A 1,859-nucleotide genomic window follows, 5' to 3' on the forward strand; every position below is an offset into this window, starting at 1 on the left:
GGAGGAATAGTCTCTCTCAGAATAATCTCTTCATGAGTTTTAGAAACTCTTTTACTTGCTAGAACAACATTCTTACTAGGCGGCAAAGTCCCACGTGTTTGAACACCCTCATCGTGAAAAGGAATAAGTTCAAGCGCTTCAGAAATACCTTTATTCTCTTGAGAAAATTCTTCTTTCTCAGCCTGAGAAATCTTCTTATTCAAAGGAAAAGCTTCATGAGTAAACTCTTTCTGAGAGACAGAACCAGAAACAAGTACCGTCATGGGAAAGAAAAAAATACACAAGAATAAAAATAGCTGTAAATTATATTTTCTCATAAAGACAGAATGTCCTTCGTTCAAAGGTGGGTCTCTTGCGCATTCACCCTGCACACAACTCAATTCCGCTATTTATGAATGACACTGTTAGCGCCTACTGTTTCTTTAAGGCTGATTTATGACATAAAATACAAAATGTATTATTAAAATAAAAATAACATCATGCTTTTCTTAACCACACTTCGTTTAATGCCTCAAAGAGCAAATATTGTATTTCTGTTTTGTTCGCTTGAAATTCTCCTTTTCTCATCTGATTCAAAAATCAGATTAAATGATAAATGATTTCAACATATATCAAAGAAAAACACAGATCATATTCAAAACTCTATAAAAAGAAATTTTATAAAAAAGCTTGTTTTTTTAATATACAAATCTGCTTATTCTTTTACATAATAGAGCATCTTCCTTTTGAACATTGATTGAACGTAGAACTTCTTGGAAACGCTCTGTTTCCTCGTCTATCACTTCCTTCTCCTGTGCAGTTATTTTGCGACATAACAACACTTAAAGGATTTGGATCTTCAGAAACAAGCTGAACTGTTGCTAAACCCGTAATATTGGTTGTTCTCCATTGTGCTAATCTCAAAAAAATAGCATCAGGATTCGTTGTTTCTGATGCCAATTCGGTAAACTGTGTAAAATCCATTCGTGTATTTGTCGGAATAACCATAACACCAGAACGACCACGAATTATTGTAATAGCGTGTCTTGCAGTATTTCCTCGCCGAGAGATATAACTGATTAAACCAACCCAAATTGTTCCAGGAGAAGCCGCGACCAACCCTTGAATAGCATTCATAATCTCACTGTGAGTGCTCGCCAAAGGTGATAATATCCAACGAAAACGCGGTAACATAGCTTGCGTTGTTGAATACGCTAATCTAGCAGCGATACCATCATCAAGTTCTGTTGTATTTAAAGGAATACCAGACAATTGGGGAATATCGTCTATTGTTCTATAAAGGTTAGGATATCTCAGACGAAATGAAAGAAGAGGACTCGTATTCGGTGCTGTATTAAAGAAATACCCTCCCTCTGTAAAGGGATCTCCTGGATAGGTTCCTTGGAGTTCTGCAATCATTTGATAAACATGCAAAAGACAGGCTCCACACACTCCTGCCGTTATATAAGATTTATCTGTCGTTGTCGCAATCTCATAAAGCCGTCTGCGCCAAGCATCATTCAATTGAAAATTAGGAGGCAATAAGAGTTTTTCTTTTCTATCAGAAGAAACATCCATGCCACCTTTTTTATTCCCAGGCGCCGGACAATAGGCAAGAGAATCCTCTAAATTACCGTAAACATAGCGGTTCCATTTCTCGATACCATCTGACAAAACAAATTTCGATGTCGGAGAATTCGTTGTATCCCTTTTAAGATATTCTCCTTTAGCCGTATAAGGGACTCCCCAATTGGCCCCGTATTTGGTCACCCGTAAAAAATTGCCATTTCTATCGCGTAAGGGTCCTTCACGACCACCCAAAATAGAAAGATCCCAATAGCCTGCATCCTTTTCACTCGAAACACTATCTTTACAAAATC

Annotated in this window: 2 protein-coding genes; both read right to left on the minus strand. The window is 37.2% G+C overall.

Annotated elements, in window-relative coordinates; genetic code table 11:
* The coding region (locus NPY00_RS06250; protein ID WP_269021219.1) for a hypothetical protein at positions 1-317 on the minus strand (317 nt) is incomplete at its 3' end.
* A gap of 385 nt (positions 318-702) precedes the next feature.
* Positions 703-1,859: DUF1561 family protein (locus NPY00_RS06255; protein WP_269021220.1), on the minus strand; the 1,157-nt coding region annotated here is incomplete at its 5' end.

Origin of the sequence: Bartonella sp. F02 (assembly GCF_026929975.1) — a bacterium.
Lineage (GTDB): Bacteria > Pseudomonadota > Alphaproteobacteria > Rhizobiales > Rhizobiaceae > Bartonella.